General features: G+C 39.7%; 21 protein-coding genes. 4 read left to right on the top strand and 17 right to left on the bottom strand.

Going from position 1 to position 19,759, the window contains the following annotated elements:
• Positions 1-161: 161 nt before the first annotated feature.
• Genes J2S11_RS16140 through J2S11_RS16130 form a run of 3 tightly spaced genes read right to left on the bottom strand, consistent with a single transcriptional unit; the run spans position 162 to position 3,243 of the window.
• Positions 162-1,565, bottom strand: coding sequence for a DEAD/DEAH box helicase (locus J2S11_RS16140; RefSeq protein WP_307396254.1), 1,404 nt, complete (start codon positions 1,563-1,565; stop codon positions 162-164).
• A 41-nt stretch (positions 1,566-1,606) separates the two neighbouring features.
• Positions 1,607-2,137: an isoprenylcysteine carboxyl methyltransferase family protein gene (locus J2S11_RS16135; RefSeq protein WP_307396252.1), complete on the bottom strand. Its 531-nt coding sequence runs from the start codon at positions 2,135-2,137 to the stop codon at positions 1,607-1,609.
• A complete protein-coding gene (locus J2S11_RS16130) occupies positions 2,134-3,243 on the bottom strand; it encodes a type III polyketide synthase (RefSeq protein ID WP_307396251.1) in 1,110 nt (369 codons plus the stop codon). The genes J2S11_RS16135 and J2S11_RS16130 overlap by 4 nt, the downstream gene beginning before the upstream one ends.
• A gap of 234 nt (positions 3,244-3,477) precedes the next feature.
• Between J2S11_RS16130 and J2S11_RS16125 the strand changes: the two genes are divergently transcribed.
• The gene (locus tag J2S11_RS16125) at positions 3,478-3,921 is read left to right on the top strand and encodes a YaiI/YqxD family protein (protein ID WP_307396250.1); all 444 of its coding nucleotides are present in this window, start codon (positions 3,478-3,480) and stop codon (positions 3,919-3,921) included.
• Positions 3,922-3,949: 28 nt separating this feature from the next.
• Here the strand turns inward: J2S11_RS16125 and J2S11_RS16120 are convergent, their stop codons facing one another.
• Both J2S11_RS16120 and J2S11_RS16115 read right to left on the bottom strand, forming a co-directional pair.
• Positions 3,950-4,408, bottom strand: a complete 459-nt coding sequence (locus tag J2S11_RS16120; protein ID WP_307396249.1) for a DUF2203 domain-containing protein — start codon at positions 4,406-4,408, stop codon at positions 3,950-3,952.
• 156 nt (positions 4,409-4,564) lie between these two features.
• Positions 4,565-5,398: a deoxyribonuclease IV gene (locus J2S11_RS16115; RefSeq protein ID WP_307396248.1), complete on the bottom strand. Its 834-nt coding sequence runs from the start codon at positions 5,396-5,398 to the stop codon at positions 4,565-4,567.
• A gap of 189 nt (positions 5,399-5,587) precedes the next feature.
• Between J2S11_RS16115 and J2S11_RS16110 the strand changes: the two genes are divergently transcribed.
• A complete protein-coding gene (locus J2S11_RS16110; RefSeq protein ID WP_307396246.1) occupies positions 5,588-5,836 on the top strand; it encodes a DUF2573 family protein in 249 nt (82 codons plus the stop codon).
• Between the two features lie 104 nt (positions 5,837-5,940).
• Here J2S11_RS16110 and gerQ read toward each other — a convergent pair whose 3' ends face one another.
• From gerQ to proC, 3 genes are all read right to left on the bottom strand, one after another.
• Positions 5,941-6,411 carry a spore coat protein GerQ gene (gerQ, locus tag J2S11_RS16105; RefSeq protein ID WP_307396244.1) on the bottom strand — a complete coding sequence of 157 codons (471 nt, stop codon included), beginning with the start codon at positions 6,409-6,411 and terminating at the stop codon, positions 5,941-5,943.
• A 109-nt stretch (positions 6,412-6,520) separates the two neighbouring features.
• The gene (locus J2S11_RS16100; protein WP_307396242.1) at positions 6,521-6,952 is read right to left on the bottom strand and encodes a cell wall hydrolase; all 432 of its coding nucleotides are present in this window, start codon (positions 6,950-6,952) and stop codon (positions 6,521-6,523) included.
• 164 nt (positions 6,953-7,116) lie between these two features.
• Complete coding sequence (gene proC / locus J2S11_RS16095) at positions 7,117-7,959, bottom strand: pyrroline-5-carboxylate reductase (RefSeq protein ID WP_307396240.1); 843 nt, start codon at positions 7,957-7,959, stop codon at positions 7,117-7,119.
• Positions 7,960-8,172: 213 nt separating this feature from the next.
• Here proC and J2S11_RS16090 point away from each other — a divergent pair, with 213 nt between their 5' ends.
• A complete protein-coding gene (locus tag J2S11_RS16090) occupies positions 8,173-9,180 on the top strand; it encodes a PTS sugar transporter subunit IIC (RefSeq protein WP_307396238.1) in 1,008 nt (335 codons plus the stop codon).
• Positions 9,181-9,330: 150 nt separating this feature from the next.
• On the opposite strand, the gene J2S11_RS16085 is transcribed toward J2S11_RS16090, so the two are convergent.
• Both J2S11_RS16085 and cyoE read right to left on the bottom strand, forming a co-directional pair.
• On the bottom strand, positions 9,331-11,358 hold the full coding sequence (locus tag J2S11_RS16085) for a S8 family peptidase (RefSeq protein WP_307396237.1): 2,028 nt from the start codon (positions 11,356-11,358) through the stop codon (positions 9,331-9,333).
• Between the two features lie 466 nt (positions 11,359-11,824).
• Positions 11,825-12,781 (bottom strand): heme o synthase, encoded by a 957-nt coding sequence (gene cyoE / locus J2S11_RS16080; RefSeq protein ID WP_307396235.1) that lies wholly within the window; start codon positions 12,779-12,781, stop codon positions 11,825-11,827.
• A gap of 363 nt (positions 12,782-13,144) precedes the next feature.
• Here cyoE and J2S11_RS16075 point away from each other — a divergent pair, with 363 nt between their 5' ends.
• Positions 13,145-14,059, top strand: a complete 915-nt coding sequence (locus J2S11_RS16075) for a COX15/CtaA family protein (protein ID WP_307396234.1) — start codon at positions 13,145-13,147, stop codon at positions 14,057-14,059.
• Positions 14,060-14,156: 97 nt separating this feature from the next.
• Here the strand turns inward: J2S11_RS16075 and J2S11_RS16070 are convergent, their stop codons facing one another.
• From J2S11_RS16070 to J2S11_RS16040, 7 genes are all read right to left on the bottom strand, one after another.
• Positions 14,157-15,353, bottom strand: a complete 1,197-nt coding sequence (locus J2S11_RS16070; RefSeq protein ID WP_307396233.1) for an LL-diaminopimelate aminotransferase — start codon at positions 15,351-15,353, stop codon at positions 14,157-14,159.
• Between the two features lie 129 nt (positions 15,354-15,482).
• The gene (ylqF, locus tag J2S11_RS16065) at positions 15,483-16,334 is read right to left on the bottom strand and encodes a ribosome biogenesis GTPase YlqF (protein ID WP_307396231.1); all 852 of its coding nucleotides are present in this window, start codon (positions 16,332-16,334) and stop codon (positions 15,483-15,485) included.
• Positions 16,335-16,370: 36 nt separating this feature from the next.
• Positions 16,371-17,012 carry a signal peptidase I gene (lepB, locus tag J2S11_RS16060; protein WP_370875552.1) on the bottom strand — a complete coding sequence of 214 codons (642 nt, stop codon included), beginning with the start codon at positions 17,010-17,012 and terminating at the stop codon, positions 16,371-16,373.
• 455 nt (positions 17,013-17,467) lie between these two features.
• Complete coding sequence (rplS, locus tag J2S11_RS16055) at positions 17,468-17,815, bottom strand: 50S ribosomal protein L19 (RefSeq protein ID WP_307396230.1); 348 nt, start codon at positions 17,813-17,815, stop codon at positions 17,468-17,470.
• A gap of 206 nt (positions 17,816-18,021) precedes the next feature.
• Positions 18,022-18,789 carry a tRNA (guanosine(37)-N1)-methyltransferase TrmD gene (gene trmD, locus J2S11_RS16050; protein WP_307396229.1) on the bottom strand — a complete coding sequence of 256 codons (768 nt, stop codon included), beginning with the start codon at positions 18,787-18,789 and terminating at the stop codon, positions 18,022-18,024.
• Entirely contained in the window at positions 18,786-19,310 is a 525-nt protein-coding gene (rimM, locus tag J2S11_RS16045) for a ribosome maturation factor RimM (protein WP_307396227.1), read from the bottom strand. The genes trmD and rimM overlap by 4 nt, the downstream gene beginning before the upstream one ends.
• Positions 19,303-19,722: a YlqD family protein gene (locus tag J2S11_RS16040; protein ID WP_307396225.1), complete on the bottom strand. Its 420-nt coding sequence runs from the start codon at positions 19,720-19,722 to the stop codon at positions 19,303-19,305. The genes rimM and J2S11_RS16040 overlap by 8 nt, the downstream gene beginning before the upstream one ends.
• Positions 19,723-19,759 lie beyond the last annotated feature (37 nt).

The raw sequence follows: 19,759 nt of genomic DNA, 5'->3' as shown, positions 1-19,759 counted from the left end.
AATATCTTACATTTTTTTCGACTTCATTCTCTTTATCTACTGATTCCTTCTATCAGAATTGGTAGATTTTAAACAAAAAACCATCATTAGGCCCATAGTAGACATTATATCACAACAAAAAACGAAAAGAATCGGCATAAAGACCGATTCTTACCAGATAACTAACCTTTTCTTCTATTATTCTTCAGCTGTTGATTAATCTTTTTCTGTATTTTTTTTCTCTTCTCTTTCTGCTCTTCTCTTTGCTTGGCTGCTGCTAGCTTTTTCTTGTATCCTGGTTTCACTTTCTTATTGGATACACCTGAGCTCTCTTTCCGCTCCTTTGTGGAGGAGGAAGATGCTGAGCTTTGAGCACCTTTTTCTGTAGATTTTGCTATCGTTTTGACTGAAGGTTTCCTATTCTGAGTCACATTTGTTATAGGCTTTGTCCCCGATTTAGTGCTCTGTGATAAGATACCTTCTTCAATGCTTTGCTTGATAACTGATTCAATTTTCCTCATCATAGGCTTTTGCCTTGGTGAGACAAAGGATATGGCTAAGCCCTCCTCACCAGCTCGTCCTGTACGACCAACTCGGTGAACATAGCTTTCAGCGTCAGAAGGAAGATCATAATTGATGACATGAGTTACTCCTTCAACGTCCAATCCTCTAGCTGCAATATCTGTACAAACTAAGTATTGAAACTTTATCTGTCTAAATTCATTCATTAAGCGCTCGCGCTTGTTCTGTGAAAGTCCACCATGCAAAGCCTTTGCATCTAAGCCCTCTTGTAGTAATTGGTCCGTAATAAAATCCACTTTCTTTTGTGTGTTCACAAAAATAATACACAAATACGGGCTTAGATTCTGAACAAGCTTAACTAGCTCCTCCGTCTTATCACTCTGGTTCACAACATAGTAAACCTGTTTAATCTTCTCTGATGTAAGCTGCTTTAATCCGATGCGAATATGTGGCGGCTGATGCATAAAACGATGGGCTAGCTGCTTTACTCGATCAGGCATCGTCGCTGAAAAGAGTAACGTTTGCTTCTTCCTCGGAGTAGTTGCAATGATTGTTTCAACATCCTCCTGAAAGCCCATTTCAAGCATTTTATCTGCTTCATCTAATACTAGGACCCGTGTTCTTCCAAAATGAATCGTCTCTCTATGTAAATGATCCAGTACTCGTCCAGGTGTACCTACAACAATGTGTACCTTTCCTGCAAGCTTATTCATCTGTGCTTGGATATCTCTACCACCATGTAAGCAAACCGCATGGATATCCATATACTTAGCTAGCTCTTCAATATCGGACGTAATCTGAATCGCAAGCTCTCTTGTGGGAGTGAGAATTAACCCCTGGACATCCTTTAGATCAGTGTTAATCTTTTGTAGCATTGGAAGTACAAAAGCCGCCGTTTTTCCCGTTCCTGTTTGAGCTTGTCCAATCACATCCTTGCCCTCTAGAGCAAGCGGAATCGTTTCCTGCTGAATTGGAGTAGGCGTCTCAAAGTATAAATCGTCAACAGCCTTTAGAATGTTTTCTTTTAATCCGAACTCCTTAAATCCTCCCCTATTTCTTCCCATTTAACGTTCTCCTTCCTTAACAAATATACATTTTACAGAGCTTATTTTGTAAAAACCTCACTATAATCAGTAGCTTCTCTAAGCGCCTTTTCCTCTGCAGGAATGCGAACTAGCCCTATTAATATAGCGTTAAGTATAGTGAACACAACAGCCGTTACAAAAGCTCCAAATAGTAACGGAATCACTAGGAGCTCAATCGCCACGATCACATAGTTCGGATGCTTAAGCCAGCGATATGGTCCTCTCCTTTGAACATGGGCTTGGGGTAATATCATAATCTTTGTGTTCCAAAACCTTCCTAAGGAAACGATGCTCCATACTCTAAGAGCCTGTGTCACAATGAAAATAACCAGTAAAAGCGGCCAGCCTGAGCCTAATGAAAAGGACGATATACTCGCTTCAATGATTAAGCTAATGAAGAATAGAACATGCAGAGCAACGATAAAAGGATAGTGCTTTTGACCAACCTCATAGCCTCCCTGCTCTTTAATCCATACCTCATTACCCTTGGCAATTCTAAGCTCCATAAGCCGCTGCAGAACAATAAGAGCAATGATTATCCAAAAGATCATATAGCTTGCTCCCTACCCTTCCACTCGACTAGAAGTAGCTCTGAGCTAAATCCTGGTCCAAGTGCGGTGATTAAGCCCTTTTCGGTCTGCTGGATATCCTTTTTCATAAATCGATCTAAAACGAATAACACTGTAGCTGCCGACATATTACCGAAATGCTTTAAAACCTCCAAGGAATCATAGATCATTTCATCATCAAAATAAAGGGCTTTTTTATACGCTTCTAGCACCTTCTTCCCTCCAGGATGGGCAATAAAGTGCTTTATAGCTGAAGGAGAGAGCTTATACTTTAACAAAAACTCATCCACAACCGGCTTTAGCCATGTAGAAACGATACTCGGGATATCCTTTGAGAAAACCACCTGCATCCCTTCATCGACAACATTCCAGCCCATGACGTCCTCTGAGTTAGGCATCAGATTAGATTGGGTTCCTAAAATGTGCGGGAGCTTATCCTTATTCTGTAGGGCCTCAGTTTGAACCTTATCTCCTACCAATAAAACACAGCCAACCCCGTCAGCAAATAATGAGCTTCCAATCAGGTTACTTTTACTAAAATCATTATGTAGAAATGTTAAGCTACATAACTCAACACAAAGCACAAGCACCTTAGCGTTAGGATAGGCAAGACAATAGTCGTATGCTCTAGCAAGACCTGATGCTCCTCCAGCACAGCCTAAGCCCCACATAGGGATTCTCTTAGTTTGAGGCTGAAAAGAGAGTCGGTTCATAATTCTTGCCTCAATACTTGGCGTTGAGAGTCCAGAGCTAGAAATAAAAAAAATGGCGTCTATCTCATCATATTGGATTTTTTCCTTCAAATACTCCGTACTTTGTAAGCAATCCTCAATACATGCGACCCCTAAATCGGTCGCTAACTTGACGTATCGATCATTCTTATCCTTCATGCCCTTCTCTGAACCTGAAAACCACTCTAATGGAACAGATAAATACCTTCGCTCTATTTGACCATTATGAAAAACCTTCAAAAGTCGATCTAAATCTTCAAAAGCATCTTGAAATAGCTCTTTGGCTAAAGCTAACGTTTCTTCCTGCTCGTATTCGTAAGTTGGATTCTGAGTAGCAACTGAAAGAATTTTGGGCATCACAGATAACCTCCATGTAGATCAATGATTCCTACATTATTCCCTCTTTTTACTAAACTCACACCATTTTTTCATAACCCCTACATGAGGAACACTCTAATATTACTTGAAACCATTAGCTTACGCAATGAAAATTCAGTAGCTGCCTCATTTCAAACAGACTTTTGTCAATAGAATAGATTATAATAAGAATGGTATTGTACTCAAAGGAGTTAAAGGAAGGAGGATAATTTGGTGAAGATCTACGTAGATGCTGACGCATGTCCTGTGAAAAAAAACATCATTACAATCGCTAAAAAGGAAGATGTACACGTTGTGTTAGTCTACAGCTATGCCCACTATAGTCCCTCTACTGCTACACAAGTAAATGTTGAGCATGTTATGGTAGATGCTTCCGAGCAGTCTACAGATCTTTATATTGTTAATCATATTAAAGCTGGGGACGTAGTTATCACACAAGACTATGGATTAGCAGCAATGGTATTAGCTAAAAAGAGCTACGCTATTCATCACACTGGCTTTGAATACACTCAGGACAATCTTGATGAGCTTATGTTGAGAAGGTATCTTTCAGCGAAGCATAGACGTGGAGGAGGAAGAGTAAAAGGACCTAGGGCATTCTCTAATGAAGATCAGCAGCGATTTGAAAACATGCTTCTTACAGTTATTAAACGCTAAAACTAGCCTAGGCCCTTAGTAGAATACCTTATTCCTTTTCAGGTTGAATATCATCTTCAAGAGGTTTTCTGTGATAGTAACCCTCATTTTTACCATGATAGTATTTAATTTTATCTTCACCGTATTTCCAGCAAAGCTCCATCTCACTTCCATCAATAATGGTCGGAAAGTCAATCAGACCCATATCAATATCCTTTAGTATCGCACCTTTAGACTCGATATTGTAGACGATGCTTTGCATTTCAATCTGAATAAATTCGATCTCTGTTTCTAAGATAAAGAATGTGTCTTTATGCTCCTCTATACCATTACCCGTTTTTGCCTTAACTCTTTTAAAGTCATAAAGCTGGGCCGTCTTGATGTCATATTTATTTTTAAGCTCTTGGAGTAAGATAATTTCTTGTTGAAAGAGGGGTGTTAGCTCATTCGCTTGATCAACTGTAAAAAACTTATTCTCTTCTCTCTTATTCTCCCATTTATTTGTCACCTTTGATCATCCCTTTCTTTCTCAATATCCAAACAAATACTACATTGGCAGAACGCCTTTTATACGCCAATTATATAATTATTCGAAATAGAGCCTTATTTATGACCGTTCAAGAATTTTTTTTGCTATAACGAACCATATCAACGCTTTGAAGATTTAGTTCTCAACTAAACCCGTTATGTACTCTATTTGATCCTTATAGGTATATGTAGAGGTATAAGGAGTCTCAAGGACGAAAGGCGTGTTTTGTAGCTCTGAACAGGAAAGAAGATCAATAAATCCGTTTAGCTCTATCTTTCCATCGCCTAGGCAGGCATGTCGATCTCTATAGGATCGGAAAGGGTATACAGAGTCATTTAAGTGAATGACCTTTAAGTTTTCAAGATAATTTAATTTTTTAGCATCTGTGATCAGTGGCTCTTTTGTTTGACCATTCCACAGTCCACTAGCAAAAGCATGACAGGTATCAAGGCAAAAGCCTATCTTTTCTGGATAGCTAGTTAAGGTACGGATCTGTACCATTTCTTCCAGCGTAATACCCATTCTGCTCCCTTGTCCAGCGTTATTTTCAATTAATAGTAAAGCCTCTCCCTTCCACTGCTCTAACACTTCATTAAGCAGATTGATCATTTGCTTATATCCAGCAAGTCTATCTCTTTCCTTGGATTGTCCAAAATGCACAATGACACCAACTGAACCACAATGTTCAGCTATTTCTAAATCATTTAAAAGAGAACTCTGAATAAGTTCCCTCGACGTATTAGTGGTTGGACATAGCTTAGTTGGATAAGGAGTGTGAGCGAAAGAAACAAGATTATGCTGCTTACAGAAATGAGCACAGGCTAACGCATCACTATCATTTATGTTCTTGACACTTAAGCTTCGTGGGTTTTTGGGGAAATATTGAAAAGACTTTGCTCCGAAAGACAAAGCGCGCTTAGCTGCCGCTAAAAACCCCTCTTTTATACTAACATGACAGCCTAGCTTCATTCAGTTCACCTCCATTCCTATCCTTGACCTGTTCATTTTTCTGTATACATAGGATAGCTTCTATAACAATACCTTCCTATACTCGTAACGATTACACTAGAGTCCCAATCAGATTGATTCTGTGGATTGAAATAGGAAGTCAGCTTATATTACACTTATATCAGAGGTTGTCATTGAAAGGGTGATAATATGGATGAATTTGAGCAGGAATTTGAACGATTTGTGCAAAAGTATGCCGAGCTGTTAACAGGTGATTCTTCTACAGAAGTCTTACGTAAGGTCAAGCTATTTAGTCTCTACTCTCATATAAGTAAAACAATGCCTGATCTAGCTAAGCATTGGATGGCAGATAATCCAGACGCTAAGCTCCAGATCAAGCAAATATTTGATGAGCTTCAGACCCTAAACCGGGAGCATAAACAGAAAGATCAATCCTAATATTAAGGACAAATTCTATGTGGCTTGTCCCTATATTTTATTCCCTGCCATACTAAATCACTGTGGATTATAGTATGGACAGGGAAGTTTTATTCTCTCTTCTACTAGCGGGGAGATTGAACAAAACCTGGAAGCTGTGGACTTACATAATTAATAGGCTCATCAAATTCAACATAGTCTAGATTTACCATTAGTAACAGAAATGTTCTTCCTGTTTCAGGGTCTCTAATGATAACGTGGTCTCTTCCAGCTTCATCGATAATCCCTCTATAAATTTTTGCGTTCCACTCTGAATTGTACTCATAGGTTGTATAAACCGTTGCTAGTCTGCCTAGGTTTAAACGAAGAATGTTCTCAATATACGACTGCTCTAGAGGAAGAACAGGTGGTCTTCCTTGAGTACCTCCTCCAAAGCCAGGGAATTGTCCTGATGGATATCCCCCTTGCATAGGAATGGCTGCTCCTGCTTGAGTTGGTACCTGTAACTGCTGCGGGAATTGAGGAGCATTCACTCGCTCTCCTCCTTGATAAAAACCTTCCTGTTCAACAAATGGATTAAAATAAGGCTGATTCATTATAACCTCCTGAATTCTATTTCTAGTTTAGGAATAACGTCTTGCTTTACAACGTACTTTCTTCTTTCTCTGCCCTTACTTTCGACTTGCCATACCTGCTGATTTCGACTTAATATACATTGTAAACATCCGGACAATCCGATTCCGTAGGAATGAAAAAGCAATGGCTCTTATATCTTCCAGAATTCCATTGACCGTACCACTGTTCGGGGCATGGACCATCAGGTCTAAAAAACCACAGGGCAAATTCAGCTGGACGACTTCTTTCTCCATTAATTGCTCTTTCAGCTAGCCTTAGCTCACTTTCCCTTGCCCGCTGATAAAAGTATGGCTTAATCGTTGCCTCAAAGCCACCTGGACGTTGAAATACCATCCGTTCTATAGAATTAATATCGGTGAAGTCTAAGCAGCCCACTCTGACCCGATTTACACCAACATTACCAACCAGAAGCATACCGAGCTCTCCTTCACCCTCCGCTTCGGCTCTCATTAAACGGGCTAACATTCTTCTCTCATTAATGTTCGACTTGATTACAGCCATACCCTCACCTCAAATTAAGGATTCCCTACACTATATTACCGTTCGCCTAATTTGGTTAATAAAAAGTGAAGAAAAAATAATGAAATGACTATCGAATCCAACAAAAATACCACTATCCATGAAAACTGAATAGTGGTAAAACAGCTATCTTCTCACTTGAACGCCTACTGTTTCTTAAGAGTAACAGATGATTGTGCCCCAAGCTCCTTAGACCTCTCTGTAGCTCGAACAACACATTGCTTGACCGCTTCCTGGAATTGATACTGCTTGAGTACATCTAGACCAGCCTGGGTCGTCCCGTTCGGACTTGTCACTTTTTCTCTTAAATAGGCAGGTGATTCATTCGTCTCTATAAGCATATTTGCTGCACCTATCACTGTTTGTAGAATCAAATCCTTGGCTTCCTGCTCAGAAAGCCCTACAGCCTTCCCCCCCTCTAGCATAGCTTCAACCAAATAATACACATACGCTGGTCCACTACCAGATAATCCAGTAATCGCATCAAGCTTCTCCTCATCTGTCACAATCACAAGACCAATCGCTTCGAAAATCTCCCTAGCTACTTGTATATGCTCTGCTTTAGCAAATTCACCCGCACAAACTCCAGTTCCAGAAAGCCCCACAATGGCAGATGTATTGGGCATCGTCCTAATGACAGGTGCCTGATGTCCTAGAAATTCTGAGATTTGCTTCGTTGATATCCCAGCAATGACTGAAATAACGAGCTGCTCCTGAGAAGTATACGCTCTAATTTCTTCTAATGCTGTAGATATATCCTTTGGTTTCATCGCTAGAATTAAAATATCAGCCTCTTGGATAGAGCGATATTTTTGCGAGCTATCTCCTACAACTCCGAAGTTATACACTAGTTCATCTAATCTAAATCGGTCATCTCTATTTGTAACTGAAATTTGACCTGGCTTCACAATCTTATGATTAAGCATTCCACATAAAATTGCCTCAGCCATAGCCCCCGCACCTACAAAACAAATCCTTCCTTCTAGCATGTTTTCCACTCTCCTGCGTCTCTTGTTTATTAATTGACTTTAATGTGATATAAGTATACTGTCAACAAATTCATAAGATTTTTTGGTAAAATTTCTTTGCCTTTTTAGCCAAAAGAAGTATGATAGCTGTTGAGATGCGATAACCTATACACAGTTTGGCTTTTTCATACATGAATTCAATATGCTTTTATCGTTTATAAGGGATGTGTATCAATGAAAAAGAGACTAGCAGAAAAAGGGATAGATTTATCCTTAAAAACCTACTTTATTACCGCCTTCTCTTACTTAGCCCTCGGTTTATTTTCATCATTAGTCATAGGTTTAATTGTACGAACTATTGGGGAACAACTACATATTCAGCTTCTGATCAGTCTTGGGCAGCTAGCGATGGATCTCTATGGTCCTGCTATAGGCGTAGCCGTAGCCTTGGCCCTTAAGGCTCCACCTCTTGTTCTATTTGCAGCAGTTATCGCAGGTGCAGCAGGCGTAGAAGCAGGTGGTCCTGCTGGTGCATACATAGCCACTGTCCTAGCCACTGAATTTGGTAAACTCGTATCAAAAACAACTAGGTTAGATATTATTTTTACCCCTTTTGTAACCATTGTTGTAGGATACCTAACAGCAACTTACATGGGTGCTGTTATTGGGCAGGCCATGATCTATTTTGGTGAATTAATTAACTGGTCGGTGGGACAGCAACCTATACTTATGGGTATACTCGTAGCTACTTTAATGGGGCTTGCCTTAACAGCACCTATATCAAGCGCAGCGATTGCCATTATGCTTGGGTTAGATGGTCTAGCTGCTGGAGCGGCAACAGTTGGTTGTGCAGCACAAATGATTGGCTTTGCCGTAAGTAGCTATCGTGAAAATGGTATTGGTGGATTGGTTGCTCAAGGTATAGGGACATCCATGCTACAAATTGCCAATATCATTAAAAACCCTTTAATCCTCATACCTCCTACAGTGGCAGGAATTTTGTTAGCCCCCATTGCAACGGGACTTTGGCAAATGGAAAGTGTTAAGGAAGGAGCTGGCATGGGAACTAGCGGTTTAGTTGGGCAAATTTTCACCTTTACCACGATGGGCTTTAACATGGAAATTTTGTTCAAGGTTGCCGTACTTCATTTTATTGCTCCGGCTCTTATAAGTTTGGCTCTTTCGGAGCTTTTCAGAAAAAAAGGCTGGATCAAGCTCGGAGATATGAAAATAGAACATTGATTTCCCTTTTCTTTAACCGGTGTAACACCCCTATTTTCACCAAGCATCCATTAATATAGTGTCGAAATTCTTCCTTTTTTCGGCTAAAAGAACCGCCATCTTCAGAATAATGGCGGTTTCTGCGCTTGCCGGGGAAATATTAAAGGCTTATTAGTGTCTATCATTTTGAAATATTCTTCTCAGCCATTCTGGCCATCCCCATTCAGGTATATCTTGTTCTACACCTTCTTGTAAAATTTCTTTTCCATTCTGTAAATACTGTAAAGCTTTCTCAATGTTAATCAACCCATGACCGAACACCGGATCATGTCCAGGAGCACCTAAATCCGTAGCCGTCTTTCTAATGACATCCATCACTTCATCATTCGTTAAATCCGGTCTAAAGGAACGTATTAACCCTGCCAATCCTGCTACATGCGGAGAAGCCATTGATGTCCCTGACATAAACACATATTGATCATCTATAAACGTACTAGGAATATTTTCTCCAGGTGCAGCTACATCAATATGCGGTCCATAATTAGAGAAGTCCGCCTTCTCTAATTTCTCATTTACTGCTGAAACAGCAAGAACCTCATCGTAAGCTGAAGGAAACATAGGCTCTTCCACATTTTCGTTCCCCGCAGCAGCTATAAGCACCACATCACGCTCATAGGCATAACGAATCGCATCATAGAGGAGGTCAGAGTGCTCACTGTCTCCTAAGCTCAAATTGATGACTTTAGCACCATGATCAGTCGCCCATATTAATCCGCTTGCGATTTCAAATATGCTTCCTTCTCCGTTTTCATTTAAAGCCTTAACAGGCAGTACTCGATTCTCCCAGGCCGTTCCAGCGATGCCCGTTACATTGTTGGTCAAAGCTCCAATGATTCCGGCAACATGAGTCCCATGTCCATGCTCATCCACAATATTTGTTGATTTATCAAAGGAGTTAAACCCATCATCAATCTTATCCTTCAAATCCTCATGATCGATATCGATACCTGTGTCCAGATAAGCTATCGTAATCTGTGTTGAACCACTACTAAGTCCCCAGCCTTGCTCAGCAAAGATCTCTTTAAGGTTCCATTGATAGGGCATGAAAAACTCATCATTCGGACTTTTTTTAACCTCAGCGCCATCATTTTGTGCTTGAGTAAATCTTACTTGCGCTTGATTATTGAGAATTTCTTGTGCTTGTTTATTGTAAATATAGTTTGGCTCTGCCTGAACAACTTGAGGAAATTGTGTAAGAGTTTGAATGAGCTCTTCAGTCTTCAATTGGGTATGAGAAAGTAATACCAATTCTCCATACTGCTTTTCTATAATAAATTCAGGATGCTCTTGTATCCACTCAGAAGCAGTGTCCTCTGACGTAAATTGAACAAATACTTGCCCATTTTTATAATGGATTCTTTGATGATCTGGCTCTTCCTTAGAATAAATCACTATTCTCCAGTCAAGCTCTGGAACCGCCTCAGACACTACATCGTCTCTTTCCGCTAGCTTCTGATTCCATTTCACCTCATGCTTTTCATCACTAGAAATAAAGAAATTCCCGTTAGCATCAGCTACAGAAGCTAGACTTCCAACAAAACCTTTTATAAAAGATAAATCAATTTCCCCAACGATCCAATCTCCTTCCTCATTCTTTCTCCCCAGTAGCATCATTTGTTTTCCCTCAGACATGTAAGGGCTTGATCGGTACACCTCGGACGTATCATCCTTAAGCTTCTTTAACGCTTGTTCATCGATTGTTCCTTTTTCAAGGATAGCCTTCCCATCTTGTATAAGGCCTAGTGAGTGAATATATTTATGCCTATGTAATTCAGTTTTATATTGATTTAGGGCTTCCTCACTACCCATACTTACCTTACTCCAACGCTCTAGCTGCTCCTCTAACTGTTCAACATAAAGTGAGGTCGTCATGGCTAAGTCCTTGGCTAATACTTGATCCATCACTTTTCCAGAAACTTTTTTAAGTTGCCCTTTTTGAGTTTGTTCCATTTGATTCCCTTGAGCTTCAGCTCCATGGTATTGCTTTCGAGGAATCTGGTGCTGCTTCGAGAATCCTTCTTCCTGTATCCTTGTATTTTCTTCTAAGTCACGTGACTCATCCGAGGTGAAAATGGAAGCAAAAAACGGGATGGTTAAGAAAACTATAATGATAGTGATGATCCAATTCTTATTTTTCATGGTCAGCTCCTAACTATTCAGATTGATATCCTTAGGATGACCAAAAGCACTTAAATTAATGAAAATAATCTCTAAAATAAAAGGACACATTTTATTAAGAGAATATAAGAAAAGCTTCTATCGAAGCCCTCTCGAAGAAGTCGTCCAGTCCATCATTAGAGGAAGCTTTTACATGCAGCCAGAATTTATAAAACTTGAAGAAATCATTGTATCAAATTTTATAAATTCTTAGACTGTAAGAAAAGCTTCTATCGAAGCCCTCTTCGAAGAAGTCGTCTAGTCCATCATTAGAGGAAGCTTTTCATGCCGTCAGAAAGTATAAAATTTGAAGAAAACATGGTATCAAATTTTATACTTTCTTGTACGTAAAAAAAAACAATTCCCATAAGAAGCTAACAGGAATTGTTTTATATTTAGAATATGATATATGTTTGGATACGTTTTGCTAGACAATTGAAACAGTAAGTTAGATAGAAAAGATCATCATACTAGCAAACAATAACACCATGTAATTTAAAGAGAAAATAAAATGACGCTTTGCCCAATTCACATCATCTTCAGCTTTAAATCCTTTGAGTGATATGGCAATCCACAAGATACCAAGAAGGATAGCTGTAATTGTGTACCCTACCCCTACATGCTTTACAAACAAAGGTAACAATAACGATACAGGTATCAACACAGCAACGTAGTTAAGCATATGCCACTTTGTTGTTTTATTACCAAAAACAACGGGTAGCATAGGAATACCTGCCTTTGCATAATCCTCTTTTCGACGAATGGCGATAGCTAAGAAGTGAGGAATTTGCCACACAAACATGATACCAAATAAAATAAATGCTCCAGCCTCAAGTCCTCCCGTTACAGCAGACCAGCCAATCATAGGAGGAACAGCACCAGCCACACTTCCTACTACTGTATTTAGATGATGTGTTCGCTTTAACCACATCGTATACAAAACCACATATCCAAACAGTCCGAAAAGAGCAATTAATGTAGTTAAGACATTAACGAATAATAGCAAGACCGTTCCTAAAATAGCGGCGACAAACCCCATAACTAAAACTTGATTAGGGTCTAAGCGTCCATCTGCTAAAGCTCTTTTTTTCGTTCTAGCCATCTTTTGATCAATATCACGATCTAAATAATTGTTCAAGCAAGTTCCTGAAGCAATAATTAGAGTTGTACCTAATAATGTTAAAAAGACCATGTTAAAGCTCAATACAGAAAGCTGTCCTCCCGTTGCTACCCACATTCCAGCAATGACTGTAATGAGGTTCCCAAAAATAATCCCTAACTTAGTTACTGTTACATAGTCCTTCCATGTTCCTGTTAGCTTTTTATCTGCTAATGGCCCAGGCTCCATCACGTGACGAGAAACATATTCACCTTGAGCTTCTCCAGATGTGAGTTCCTTGCTCATGCTTTTCACTCCTCTTTTACCAATAATCTCTTCCTGTCATCTGTTACCTATCATCTGCATTATAGATAAATGTATACCAGACTAAATCCGTTCATTTCTTAGTGTAGGCAAACTCCTTCTATACTATCACTTTAACCGAAAAATCTACAGGTCTAAAGTGAAGAATGTGACAATCTCACGAATATCCTTGATTTCGTTTCGTTTTTGAAATTAAATCAGCTATAATGAGTTTATTGCTTTCAACACTTGTTAGTCTACATGAAAAAGGGACAAAGGTAAACCTTATCAAGCAACTAAGTTATTTTTGAGGTTTGTATTAATATTTTCAGCACTTATATTTAATAAAGCAGGTGACAACTCAATATGCAGAGATCATTAAAAGTATTAGGTATTCTAGCTACATTCTGGATTCTACTTGCTTTAATAGCAGGAGCTCTAGTAACAAAAACCGGCTCAGGAGAAGGCTGCGGTGCAAACTGGCCACTTTGTTATGGACAACTAATTCCAGATAATCCAACGATTGAAACCGTTATCGAATATACCCATAGACTTGTTACAGGTATTGCCGGTATTCTTGTTCTTGCCTTTTCAGTGATTTGTTTAATCTTATATCGAAAATACAAAGAAGTTGTTTGGGTGGCTATCTCGTCTTTATTTTTTCTCCTCCTACAATCTGCTTTGGGAGCTTTTGCAGTATTAGGCATAGGTAGACAGTCTGCCGTATTAGCATTACACTTTGGCTTTTCTCTCATGTCATACGCAAGTGTATTTCTATTACTCATCTACGTCTATCAGCTATCCAAAAATAGACAGCTACCGACCTCAAAAGCAACACCAAGACTTAAACTCGCCATATTGGGCTTATTCGTTTATACGTATATTGTTGTATACTTTGGTGCTTTTGTTCGTCATACAGGATCAGCATTAGCCTGTGAAGGGTGGCCGCTCTGTAATGGACAGCTGATTCCAGAGCTTCAAGGACAAGTTCTTGTGCATTTTATCCACAGGACAGTTGCTTTCATCATTCTTATCCTTTTTGCTTGGCTGCTTTATGTAGCTTTCAAACATTATAGGGATGATAAGATTATCGTGAGCTTCAGTTTAATTATTTTTGTATTAGCGATTCTTCAAGCTATAAGTGGAGCAGTTATGGTTTTAAATGACTTACACATTATTCCTTCAATGCTTCATGCTTTCTTTATCAGTATATTATTCGGCTTATTGTTCTACCTTTTGTTATATGTAAATCGTAAAAGCCCCTCAAACCATCTCCTTTAGGTTTTGGGGCTTTTGCCTTGCTAATGCCTTGCTAAATGAAAATAAACTCTATCCTTTTTGAAATTAAAGGGTTTGGATTCTTGTCCTACCTCTACCCTTATTCAACCACGTTCATTACATGAGAACTAGAATCTCTTGAAAAAAACCCTACACACTGTACTAAACGCTCTGCAGCTTGCTCTAATACATCCTCTGGATGAACTAATGCCAGACGAATATAGCCTTCACCATATGCTCCAAACGAAACCCCTGGCGTGACGAGCACACCATAGTCTATAGCTTTAAAGGCAAAATCCATGGAACGCACATCTTCTCGCAGCTTAGCCCATACAAACATCCCACCCTCAGGCTTCCGCACATTCCATCCTTTATCATGCAAAATATGAATAAATGTATCCCTGCGTTGCTGATAAATCCGCTTATGCTCATCTAAAAAATGAAAGTCGCTCTTTAATACTAATGCGGCTGCTTTTTGAATGGGCAGGAAGACTCCGTAGTCCATATGAGATTTTAAGATAGCTAGAGGCTCAATTAGCTTTTCATCTCCTACCACATAAGCAATACGACAGCCTGCCATATTAAAGCTCTTTGAAAGAGAATTAAATTCTATTGCCGTTTCTCTTGCTTTGGGAATAGATAATATACTTAGTGGCTTCTGTTGATCAAAAATAAGCTCTGAATAGGCAAAATCATGTACAATCAGTATTTTATATTTCAACCCAAACTCTATGACCTGCTCAAAAAACTCTCTAGTAGCTAAGGTAGGTATGGGATTACCCGGAAAGTTTAAGATCATCATCTTCGCTTTCATTGCTACATCCTCTGGAATGGATGAAAGGTCAGGTAGAAAGTCATTGTCCTCTATCAGGGGCACTGGATAAATCTGTGCACCAGCAATCTGCACACTCGCTTCATAAATGGGATAGCCAGGATCAGGAACTATTACTACGTCCTCTTGATCCAAATAGGCTAAAGCTAAATGCGAAAGACCCTCCTGTGAACCAATAATCTGAAGAACATTTGAAGTCTGTAGGTCAACATGATATCTCTGAGAGTAAAAATAGGTGACAGCCTGTTTAAATTCTTCCGTTCCTGTCAGCGGATAGGCATAAGCCCCATCTTCAAGAACGTGTTCACTTAGACTCTTTTTGACGATATCTGGAGGAGGTAAATCTGGACTCCCTATACTCAAGTCTATGATGTTCTGTCCTAATTGAAGCTTTTGATTTTTCTTCACTAAAAGCTGGCTAAATATACTAGTAGATAGCTGGTCAAGTTTCTTCGACGGCTTCATAAGGAAAATCCCCCAGTTGTTTTGTATTATCATAAAACGTACTTATCGATTTGACAAGTACGTTTTGGCTAACTGTTTCATTTGATTTTCACAAAAAGCTGCTATTTTTCAGGTATATTCTCCCTACTGTTATACCTCTGGTCGTTCAAAGCTAATTTGACCAAGCTTTCCTGCCCGAACCTCACGCAATAAAAGCTCACATGCCTTCTCATAATCGATGATTCCACCACGCATTAAACAGCCTCTCTTTTCTCCAATGCGTTCAATAATTTCCACCTTATCCTCAGGTAGCTCATCAAGTCCGTAGCGTTCCTGTAATCGATCTGGATAGTATTCCTTCAAGTAATTCGCTGTATATAAAGCCACCTCAATAAAGTCTAGAATCTCGTCCTTAATCGCTCCGCTTGCTGCTAGCTTTAAGCCTACCTGCTGATCCTCAAACTTAGGCCATAGAATACCAGGCGTATCTAAGAGCTCTAACTCAGAGCCTACCTTGATCCACTGCTGTGCTTTGGTTACCCCAGGTCGATCACCCGTTTTAGCCATATTTTTATTCGCCAAACGATTAATCAGAGACGACTTACCCACATTAGGAATCCCAACGATTAAAGCTCTGATAGAGCGTGGAAGCATCCCTTTGTCCGCCCTCTTTTGAAGCATATGCTGCATCAAGGCCCTGCATTGACCAGGTATCTGCTTAATGCCTTGACCAGACTGAGCATCAACAGCCAATGCTTTAGTGTCTTCATGTTCTTGGAAATAGGAGATCCATTCTGCCGTTATGTCTGAATCTGCTAAATCAGCTTTATTTAGTAGAACAAGCTTCGGCTTTTTCTCTATAATTTCATTAATCATTGGATTTCTTGATGAGACGGGTAGACGCGCATCAAGAAGTTCAATCACCACGTCAATCAGTTTAAGCTTCTCTGTTACCTGTCTTCTAGCCTTAGCCATATGTCCAGGAAACCATTGAATTGTCATTTCATCACCTCGTTGCCCATTCCTTGCTGCACATCCCTATTGAACGTCTGCACTATCATCCCAATAAGCACGTTTCACAAATTGAAAGTCTGAGAACGGCCAGAAAACAATATCTGCCCTTCCAACTACTGTATCGATCGAGATAGAGCCTATACTTCGACTGTCTCGGCTATTCTGTCTATTATCTCCCATTACAAAAATATGACCCTCTGGAACCTCTTCATAAAAATCATTTGTTAAAGCACCGGAAGCTAACGCTTTAGATTCATCTAAATAAGGCTCATTCATTCGTTCACCATTGATATATAGCTCATCATTTCTAACCTCTACAATATCTCCTGGCTCACCAATCACTCGTTTGATCCAATCCTTGTTCAGCTCAGCGTGGAAAACTAAAATATCCCCTCGCTTTGGCTCCTGAAGGTAGTAAATAGCCTTATTTACAATTAAACGCTCATTATGTTGAAGAGTGGGAACCATAGACGTCCCATCCACGACAATTGGAGCAAATAAAAACATGCGGATAACAACAGCAATAATGATAGCAATTCCTAATGCTTTGACCCATTCCCAGGTTTCATTTTTCTCTTTTTTTGTAGCTGTGTTTCCTTCCGTTTCCTCCGGCCATTCATCCTCTCGTGATTCCTCTCCATCGGAAGTTTCTTGCTCACTCGATATTTCCTGTTCAAGAGAAGCCTGTCCTAGAGGCGTATCCTGTTCCATACTGTTAACACGTTCGATAGCTTTGTCCTGATCCTGCTGATTTGCTTCAAGCTCTGATGAGTTATTTTCTGAAGAAGTAGATTGGTTCTCAAGCTTCTGCTCAGAATCCTTATGTAAATCAGAGTGGCTGTCTTCTTCATGTCTCTGTGAACGATCCATATCATCACCTCTTGCTCAGTCTATAAGAAAAAGTTATTTTCATTATACTCTTTTTTTCAGACAGGGGAAACTGTTATACCCTTTTCACAATAATTGTGGATTTTTTTACTAAATATACAAGAAAAATATATGAAAAGCTAGAAATTATAACAGCTTTTTTGAAGGATTAATTAGACACATTGCTCGTAAAAGTGTGAAAAAAGAGGCTTGTATATACCAAGCCTCTTTGTCCGTCATACATCATTTTTAAATTAGCGACGAATTTCTTTAATACGAGCAGCTTTACCACGTAATTGACGTAAGTAGTAAATCTTCGCTCTACGCACTCTACCGCTACGTACAAGCTCGATCTTGTCTAGCTTCGGCGAATGTAATGGGAATGTACGCTCAACTCCAACACCGTTAGAGATTTTACGAACAACGAAAGTTTCGCTGATCCCAGTACCACGACGACGAATGACAACACCTTCAAAAAGCTGAATACGTTCGCGCGTTCCCTCGATAACCTTTACGTGTACACGCAAAGTGTCACCAGGACGAAATGCAGGGATATCGGATTTTAACTGTTCTTTTTCGATTTCACGAATAATGTTATTCATCGATAAGTCCCTCCTTCCACAACAGACGTTCTTACCATTCATGTGCGATATAGCAGCGGACCGTCTTAATTAAGGGCAAAATGCCACAAATAGTATATTACCATACTTCACGTTGAAGCACAATGGCTTTTACAAAGCCCTGTATAAAATTTTATAAAACTTTTTTCTCCATTATCAATTAGTTTTTCAGTTAACAAATAGTAGACTTATTCTGATGTCTGTGTTTTTTCAAACTCGGCTATCCATGCTTTTTCCTGTTCACTAAGGGAATAGGATTCTAATAAGTCCCTTCTCCTTTGCCAGGTACGAAACAAGGACTCCTTACGTCTCCATTCCTCAATGTTAGCATGATGACCTGAAAGAAGCACATCAGGAACCTTCATCCCATCGAAATCTGCCGGGCGGGTATATTGCGGATATTCAAGTAAGCCTGTACTATAGGAATCTGTCTTGGCCGACTGCTCGTTCCCTAGTGCCCCTTCACGAAGACGAACGACGCTATCAATAATTACCATGGAAGCAAGCTCTCCACCAGTCAGCACATAGTCACCAATAGATATTTCATCTGTAACTAAATGAGTCCTAATACGCTCGTCATATCCTTCATAGTGCCCGCAAATGAATAATAGCTCATCCTCTTGAGCCAGCTCTTCTGCCTTCGCTTGGGTATACGGCTCTCCTTGAGGACAAAGTAGTATAATCCTGGGACGCTTTTTCTGCGACTTATGTGGGGTAAAACCAAGGACATCCTCGACAGCGTGAAAAAGAGGCTCGGGTTTTAAAATCATCCCCCCTCCTCCTCCATATGGATAATCGTCCACCTGTGAGTGCTTGTTTTGAGCATACTCTCTGAAGTTAACTATATGATAGGAAACGAGCTCTTTTTGCTCCGCCTTGCCCAAAATACTTGAGCCTAGGACACCCTCGAACATTTCAGGAAATAAGGTGAAAACATGTAGCTTTAATGGCTTCATTCTAACAATCCCTCTAACACATGAATGGTAATGGTTTTATTGGCAAGCTGAATATCCTTAACGACATCTTCAATGTAGGGAATCAAGATATCCTTTCCTTGAGCATAACGCTGAATAACCCACACATCATTCGCACCTGTAGAGATAATCTCCTTGATCTTCCCTAACGCTTCCCCATCTTCAGTAATGACTTCACAGCCAATAATATCGCTGTAGTAATATTCCCCTTCTGTTAACTCCACACGATCATCCTCTGTTACCATCAGAAATGAACCCTTATATTTCTCCACATCATTAATGGACGGATGACCCTCAAACATTAATAAATCAAAATTCTTATGTACCCGGTGACTTTCAATAGTTACAGAAGCAGCCTCAGTGCTTTTTACATCCTTAACGATATATAAAACGTTTCCCTTTCGGTAACGCTCTTCTTTAAAATCAGACGTAGTCAGTACTCTAACTTCACCACGAATGCCATGTGTATTTACAATTTTTCCAACCTTAAAAAGCTTATTCAACCTTATCCCTTCCTTCTCTAATCTCATGAACAACACCGTCTTTAATAATAATTTCCGTTTGGTTCATGAGATGATCCCAAGAGTCTCCTACCCGTACATCAACATCCCCTTCTATCGTACTATGAAGAATTTCTGTACCAATAGGTAGTAGCTCTAGTTGCTCGATCTGAAAAAGAACCTGTTCTATGTATTCCTGCTTCTTTTTCTCTTCCTGCTGAAGTCTTTCCTGAACAGAACGAACAAACTCGGCTCCTTTTTTCCCAGCGTCATGAAGCAGCTTTTTTCCTTGGAAGCGAAGCTGCTCGAGTTCTATTTTGTTTTGACTCAGCTTTTCAGCGTATTCTGTCTCTAATTCCTTCTTAGAGCTCTCCGTAAGGATGACTTTAATATGAACAGGTCTCTTAATTTTCATTCACTAATCGCCCCTATACCCTGATTCAAATGAGGAA

It is taken from the genome of Bacillus horti (assembly GCF_030813115.1).
Classification (GTDB): domain Bacteria; phylum Bacillota; class Bacilli; order Caldalkalibacillales; family JCM-10596; genus Bacillus_CH; species Bacillus_CH horti.
The sequence above is the reverse complement of the archived record's forward strand: the minus strand, read 5'-3'. Positions and strand labels throughout refer to the sequence as shown.